7 protein-coding genes are annotated in these 6,913 nt (G+C 60.6%); 5 read left to right on the top strand and 2 right to left on the bottom strand.

Annotated features, from left to right (window positions below; translation table 11 throughout):
- On the bottom strand, positions 1–684 hold a 684-nt coding region (locus NW815_RS04155), incomplete at its 3' end, for an Rpn family recombination-promoting nuclease/putative transposase (RefSeq protein ID WP_414388941.1).
- A gap of 51 nt (positions 685–735) precedes the next feature.
- Complete coding sequence (gene psbU, locus NW815_RS04150; RefSeq protein WP_041436072.1) at positions 736–1,104, bottom strand: photosystem II complex extrinsic protein PsbU; 369 nt, start codon at positions 1,102–1,104, stop codon at positions 736–738.
- Between the two features lie 193 nt (positions 1,105–1,297).
- On the opposite strand from psbU, the gene gcvP reads away from it, so the two are divergent.
- From gcvP to NW815_RS04125, 5 genes are all read left to right on the top strand, one after another.
- Positions 1,298–4,264, top strand: coding sequence for an aminomethyl-transferring glycine dehydrogenase (gene gcvP, locus NW815_RS04145; RefSeq protein ID WP_414388939.1), 2,967 nt, complete (start codon positions 1,298–1,300; stop codon positions 4,262–4,264).
- A 141-nt stretch (positions 4,265–4,405) separates the two neighbouring features.
- Positions 4,406–4,969, top strand: coding sequence for a hypothetical protein (locus tag NW815_RS04140; protein WP_414388938.1), 564 nt, complete (start codon positions 4,406–4,408; stop codon positions 4,967–4,969).
- A gap of 2 nt (positions 4,970–4,971) precedes the next feature.
- Positions 4,972–5,409 carry an SRPBCC family protein gene (locus NW815_RS04135; RefSeq protein ID WP_414381621.1) on the top strand — a complete coding sequence of 146 codons (438 nt, stop codon included), beginning with the start codon at positions 4,972–4,974 and terminating at the stop codon, positions 5,407–5,409.
- A gap of 37 nt (positions 5,410–5,446) precedes the next feature.
- Positions 5,447–6,028, top strand: a complete 582-nt coding sequence (locus tag NW815_RS04130; protein WP_414349927.1) for a peroxiredoxin family protein — start codon at positions 5,447–5,449, stop codon at positions 6,026–6,028.
- A gap of 45 nt (positions 6,029–6,073) precedes the next feature.
- The coding region (locus NW815_RS04125; RefSeq protein ID WP_414415741.1) for an ABC1 kinase family protein at positions 6,074–6,913 on the top strand (840 nt) is incomplete at its 3' end.

Raw genomic sequence — 6,913 nt, 5'->3', positions numbered from 1 at the left:
CAGACCCTGTTGCAGACCTTGCTGCAGACCTTCCTCTCGACCCTCTTTGAGGGCTTCTGCTCGCCACATCTGATAGATGGTCGATTCCCGCACAGCCAAACCTCCCAGAACCCTGCTGATTTCCTCTGGCGTCCATGTTAATCCTGCTAAGACGGCAGTGGCCGCTTTCAACTCCTGCCGCAGCTTGGGATCCTCCATCTCAGCTATGGCTCTGGCCACTTGGCGGAGTCGCGGCTCCGGGTTTTCCGGATCTGCCAACACGGCTAAAGGCAGGAGTCCTGGATATTGAGATAGCACCTCTGGATCTTGTTCCCACAGGCGCAAGACCTCAAAGCGATGGGACAGGGATCCCCGTTGAAAAGAAGTCTGGTACACCCGTTCTGACTGGGTTTTTCTTAGGTAGATGACAATCTGCCGCACCTCCTGGTCGGGATAGCGACGGAACAGGCGCAGGCAATAGTCGGCCATGCGCAAGGGAATGTCGGGATCCGGGTCGGTTTGAAACTCCAGATGCAAAATCAGGTTTTGGGCCCTCAGCAGGATGAGGGAGTCCGCGCGAATGGGCTCGCTGGAGAGCTCCGTTGGCTGGAGCTGGATCAAGGGAACCGGGGATCCCAGCAGCCACCGGGCAAAGGACTCGGGGAACCATTCCACCAAGTACTTGCAGACGTTATCGTAGGCCACAGGATCCCTTTCCTACAAAAGCCGATTCTCCCGATGGCCCCTCTGCCGAGATCAGCCGTAGTACCCTTGGTTGATGCGGTTTTCCAGTTGGTTAGCCCCTTCCTGATACTCGCCAAACACGAAGTTCTCGGCGTTGGCTTTGATCAGGGCCTTTTGCTGCTCTGTCAGGCCTGAGATCTGCAACATGTCTTCCAGGCTCTTGTAGGGGGCATTTTTCACCAGGATGCGAGCTAGGGTGGGATAGAAGCCGGGCAGTTGGCGGTAGTTGCGCAAGATGGTGTTGTTCACGTCAATCGGAGTGTCCAAGTGCTTTACCGGGGGAAGCTCTGCGGCCCTGGCCACAACAGGGATCCCCAAAGGAGCGAAGCACAGACAGAGCACTAACACCACACGAACCAAGATGGACAGCAGCCAGCGCATAGCATCACTTCTCCAAGCAGAATCCAAAAGGCTCATCTGTATAGGTTGCTAACATTCTCCGACCATCTAGTGTCTCATCCCCTCTACCCCGAATCGAAGGCCAAGACAGGATTTGGATCCCGACAGAAACAATTTTTAACAACTATGATCAGGAGACAGTCTTTCTTGCTCTCCCTTTCTCGGCTATCGCACCATGTCCGACTTGGCCCTTCTCCACTCGACTCGACTTGACCCCCCCAGCCGGGATCCATCTCCAGGGATCCCACAACCCACGCCTTCTCCGGAGCTGGAGTTGCTGGGGCAGACCGAACTCTTTCTCAGACGGCACATTGGGCCGGATGCCCGGCAAATTGGGCAGATGTTGCAAGTGTTGGAGCTGAGTTCGCTGCAGGAGCTGGTGGAGAAGGCGGTGCCGCCGGCCATTCGCAGCAGCCGGCCTTTGCAATTGGGATCCCCTTGCCCTGAGCAGCAGGTGTTGGCGGAACTGCAGGCAATGGCGGCCCAGAACCAGGTGTGGCGCTCCTTTTTGGGCATGGGCTATTCCAACACCCTGACGCCACCGGTGATTCAGCGCAGCATCCTGGAAAACCCTGCCTGGTACACTCCCTACACCCCCTACCAAGCCGAGATCGCCCAGGGACGACTGGAGGCCCTGCTCAATTTCCAAACGATGGTGATCGACCTGACGGGGATGGAGATCGCCAATGCTTCCCTGCTGGACGAAGCCACCGCAGCCGCAGAAGCCATGGCTCTTGCCTACACCTTGGCGGGCAGGGGATCCCCGGTTTTCTGGGTGGATCGGGGCTGCCATCCCCAGACGATTGCCGTGGTACAGACGCGGGCAGAGCCCTTGGGGATCCAGGTGCGCATAGCCGATCCAACAGAACTCTCCCTGGAAAAGGGCTTTGGATTACTCCTGCAATATCCCAACACCTTTGGAGAAATCCGGGACTACCGGCAGTTGGTGGAGCAGGCGCACCAAAAGGGGATGGTGGTGGCAGTGGCTGCCGACCTGCTCAGCTTAACCCTATTGCAACCCCCAGGAGAGTGGGGAGCGGACATCGTGGTGGGATCCACCCAGCGCTTCGGCGTGCCTTTGGGCTATGGCGGCCCCCATGCGGCTTACTTCGCCACCCGCGAGGCCCACAAGCGGCTGCTGCCAGGACGGCTGGTGGGGATTTCTCAGGATGCTCAAGGCAAGCCAGCCCTGCGCTTGGCGTTGCAGACCCGCGAGCAGCACATCCGGCGGGACAAGGCCACCAGCAACATCTGCACTGCCCAGGTGCTTTTGGCGGTGATGGCTTCTATGTATGCCGTCTACCACGGCCCCCGCGGCTTGCGACACATAGCCGAGCGCATCCACCGCCAGGCCCATCACTTGGCCACTGGGATCTGCCAGTTGGGTTATGAGGTGGGGCCCGAGCATTTCTTCGATACCTTCTGGGTCAAGGTAGCTTCTCCAGAGCAGGTGCAGGCGATCCAGGCCGGCGCTGCCCAGCGACAGATCAACCTACGCCAGATCGATGACCAGACGCTGGGGATCAGCTTGGATGAGGCTACCACCGCTCAGGATCTGCGGGATCTGTGGGAGATCTTCGCCGGAACCCTTCCCCGCAGCGGAACGGAGTCCTTACCGCCAGCTTGGGATCCCGACAGCCCAGAGCTGGACTTGGGCCAGAGCCTGCCGCCCCAGCTCCTGCGCACCACCCCCTACCTCACCCATCCGGTCTTTAACCGTTACCACTCGGAAACTGAGCTGCTGCGCTATATCCACCGCCTGCAAAGCCGGGATCTGGCTCTCACCCATTCCATGATCCCCTTGGGCTCTTGCACCATGAAGCTGAACGCCACGGTGGAGATGATGCCGGTCACCTGGCCGGAGTTTGCCCAGCTCCATCCTTTTGTGCCCCTGGAGCAGGCCCGCGGCTACCAAGCCCTCTTTGCCCAGTTGGAAAAGATGCTGGCGGAGATCACCGGCTTTGCCGGAGTTTCTCTGCAGCCCAATGCCGGATCTCAGGGGGAATATGCCGGCCTGTTGGCTATCCGCCGCTACCACCAAGCCAGAGGGGAAAGCCGGCGGCAGGTGTGCTTGATCCCCACCTCGGCCCACGGAACCAACCCGGCCAGCGCCGTGATGGCGGGGATGCAGGTGGTGAGCGTAGCTTGTGATGAAGCCGGCAATATCGACATTGAGGATCTGCGGGCCAAGGTGGAGCAGCACGGGGAGCGGCTGGCCGCCTTGATGATCACCTACCCTTCTACCCACGGTGTGTTTGAGGAAGGGATCCGCGAGATTTGCCAGATAATCCACGAGGCGGGGGGACAGGTGTACATGGATGGGGCCAACCTCAACGCTCAGGTGGGCCTCTGCCGTCCTGCCGAGCTGGGGGCCGATGTCTGCCACCTCAACCTGCACAAGACCTTCTGCATTCCCCATGGGGGAGGTGGGCCGGGGGTAGGGCCCATTGCCGTGGCCCGCCACCTTGTGCCCTATTTGCCTGGCCATCCTGTTTTGCCCGGCTGTAACGGCCCCGTCAGCGCTGCCCCGTGGGGCAGTGCCAGCATTTTGCCCATCTCCTGGGCCTACATTCGCCTTATGGGATCCGCCGGCCTCACCCTGGCCAGCCAAGTGGCCATCCTCAACGCCAACTACATCGCCAAGCGGTTGGATCCCTACTACCCAGTGCTCTACAAGGGGCCGGGGGGGTGGGTGGCCCACGAGTGTATTTTGGATTTGCGCCCCCTGAAAAAAAGCGCCGGCATCGAGGTGGAAGATGTGGCCAAGCGCCTGATGGACTATGGCTTCCACGCCCCCACCATCTCCTGGCCGGTGCCGGGGACAATGATGGTGGAGCCCACCGAGAGCGAATCTCTGGAGGAGCTGGATCGCTTCTGCGAGGCGATGATTGCCATCCGCCAGGAGATTGCCGCCATTGAGCGAGGCGAGATGGATCCGGTGCGCAATCCCCTCAAGCTGGCCCCCCACACCGCCGAGGTGGTGGCTGCCGACCACTGGGATCGCCCCTATCCTCGCTCGCTGGCCGCCTACCCGCTCCCTTGGGTCAAGGCCCACAAGTTCTGGCCCAGCGTCAGCCGCATCGACAACGCCTACGGGGATCGCCACCTGGTGTGCAGTTGTCAGCCCTGGCTCGACGAATGATGGCTGCTCTGGAACTTGGCCCAGAAAGGGAGATTGGTTGTATCCAAAGGCGGGATCCGCTATAACCAGTCAGGGATCCCTGGCCAACGGATGAGAAAAAATCCCCGTCTTGAGCGGTTCACGTCAGTGGGGCCAAGTTCTTTGCCTATTCTTACTCGGCTAACCCTGGGGCTGTTGGCGGGATCCCTCTTGGCCTGCCGCAAGATGCCTGATCCGGTTGCTCAAGAAGTGGATCAGGATCCCGTGCGGCGTCACATCGGCAAAGATGGCACGCACTTTGAGGCTTCCCTAGGAGATGCCCGCGCCCTTCCCCCTCAGTTTCCCCCTCACTTGCAGTTGCCCAACGCTTCCATCATCTCTTCGGGACAGATTCGGGATCGAGAGGGGGGCCTTGCTTCCCTGATCTTGCAGACCTCTCAGCCTCTGGAGGCGATTGCCGCCTACTATCGCCGCACCCTGTGGGGCCGGGGCTGGGACATCCTCTCGGACATCGAGCAGGCCAATGGGATCCGCACCTTGGTGTTCGAGTCTCCCCCCCACCCCAAAAAGCCTCTCCAACAGGCGGTGGTGCAAGTGGGATCCCCCCGTCGCGGGCCGGATCAGGTGGAATATCGCGATATCTTGATTTTGCTGAGCACCGTATCCCCCTCTGCCACGGCAGAAGACCTCTCTGCGGCCAAGCTCGCTCCCCCAACTTCCCCCTGAGGATGCCCATCTATACCCAGTCGATTCAGATTGCGGCCAGCGTGGCCCAGGTGGATCGCTGCCTCACCGACCTGGAGTTGATGAAGCGCTGGCTCAACCCGCTGTTGGGCTGTGAGGCGGTGGGATCCCCTCTGGCGGAATTGGGCAGCCGCTACCGCTTTTTCCTTCGCTTGCCGTTTGTATCCCCCAGCTTGGATTGCGTGATTACAGAGCGGGCAGAAGGCTTGGTGCAGTGGCAGTTTAAGGGATTTTTTGAAGGAACCGACCGCTGGGAATGCCATCCCCAGCCGGGGGGTACCCTTCTAGTCAATTGCTTCAACTTCCGCATCCCCAGTCCCTGGGTGGCGGCAGGGTTTTACCTGTTGGCAGCAGGGCCGACCCAGCAGGATATGCGGGCCCAGCTCCGACGGCTGAAGGCGGTGGCCGAGGCTTTGGGTTAGGCTGGTGGCAAGTAGTAAAGAAACGTAAAAAACTGCAATGACCAGCAACAGCGGACTGTTTAACCGTCGCTTTGCCGACAACTTCATCCCCCAACCAGCCAACACTTCTCTGGAAATCGGCCAGATTGCCCCCGATTTTGAGCTGCCGCGCGTGCAAGGGGATCCCGTGCGGCTATCGGACTACCGCGGCCAAAAGCCGGTGGTTCTGGCTTTTACTCGTATCTTCACCGAAAGACTGTTTTGCCCTTTTTGCTACCCCCACATCCAAGAGCTGAAAGCCCGCTACAGGGAGATCCAAGCTCTGGGGGCGGAGCTGCTGATGGTCACCAGCACCGATCCGGTTCAAAGCCAGCAGATTCAAGCAGACCTGCAACTGCCCTACCCACTGCTGGTGGATCCCGAGTGCAAAACCTTCCGCCTCTATGGGGTTGGCCAAGCTTTGGGAGCACCCCTGCCGGCCCAGTTCGTTGTGGATCGGGAGGGCAAACTGCGCTTCAAGCATGTTTTCTCCTTTGCCCAGCCCAATGCCGATACCGATGAGGTGCTGCGGGTGTTGCGGGAGGGGCTGCAAACCGGCTGGGATGGAACCCGTAGGGTGGCCCCTATCCCCTTTTTCTAGGGATCGGGCTTCTCTGCCATTGGACTTCCAGGGAGAGAGACTGCGATGTTTGCCCGTCTGGCCCAGAGTGGGGCGCGTCAGGCCGAGATCCTGGAGGTGGTTTTGCGCCACGGTTGGGACTACATGCGCCGCTTGCTCTCTTTTGGCAAGGCTGGGGAACCCCAACTGCCCCCCCCAATGGTGCTGCGCAACATTTTGGTGGATCTGGGGCCGGTCTATGTCAAGCTGGGCCAGCTGCTGAGCACCCGTCCGGACCTGTTGCCGCGAGAGTACATCGAGGCCCTCAGCACTCTGCAGGCCGACGTACCTCCTGTTCCCTGGAATGCGGTGGAGATCCTGCTGCGGCAGCAGTTGCGGCAGCCGTTGGAGCAGGTGTTCAGCAGCCTGGACACAGAGTCGGTTGCGGCGGGATCCATTGCCCAGGTCCATCGGGCTTGTCTGGTCAGCGGCGAGTGGGTGGCCCTCAAGATCCAGCGGCCCGGGCTGGAGGCGGTGGTGGAGCGGGATACGCGGCTAATCCGGGGCATTGCCGAGCTGGTGGCGCAAACGGAGTTCGGCAGGTTGGCAGATGTGGTGGCCTTGGCGGATGAGTTCTGCCGGGCCATTCAAGCAGAGCTGGACTTCACCCAAGAGGCCCGCCACACCGAGCAGCTCCGCCAACAGTTGCAAAAGGGGCGTTGGTTTGATCCGGCCCAACTGGTGGTGCCGCGCATCCATTGGCCTCTCACTACGCCAAAGGTGTTGACGCTGGAGTGGATCGAGGGCCGGCCCCTGTTGGAGGCGGATCGCAGCGACGCGGACCCGGAAAACATCGCCCGCCTCTTGACCCGCGCTTTTTTCCAGCAGATCTGCATTGATGGCTATTTCCACGCCGATCCCCACCCC

Origin of the sequence: Synechococcus sp. R6-7, assembly GCF_047461695.1 — a bacterium.
GTDB lineage: Bacteria > Cyanobacteriota > Cyanobacteriia > Thermostichales > Thermostichaceae > Thermostichus.
The sequence above is the reverse complement of the archived record's forward strand: the minus strand, read 5'-3'. Positions and strand labels throughout refer to the sequence as shown.

What these genes read in the sequence shown, in the direction of transcription:
- psbU (WP_041436072.1), bottom strand. Translation starts at nt 1,104, where the DNA reads ATGCGCTGGCTGCTGTCCATCTTGGTTCGTGTGGTGTTAGTGCTCTGT.
- gcvP (WP_414388939.1), top strand. Translation starts at nt 1,298, where the DNA reads ATGTCCGACTTGGCCCTTCTCCACTCGACTCGACTTGACCCCCCCAGC.
- NW815_RS04135 (WP_414381621.1), top strand. Translation starts at nt 4,972, where the DNA reads ATGCCCATCTATACCCAGTCGATTCAGATTGCGGCCAGCGTGGCCCAG.
- NW815_RS04130 (WP_414349927.1), top strand. Translation starts at nt 5,447, where the DNA reads ATGACCAGCAACAGCGGACTGTTTAACCGTCGCTTTGCCGACAACTTC.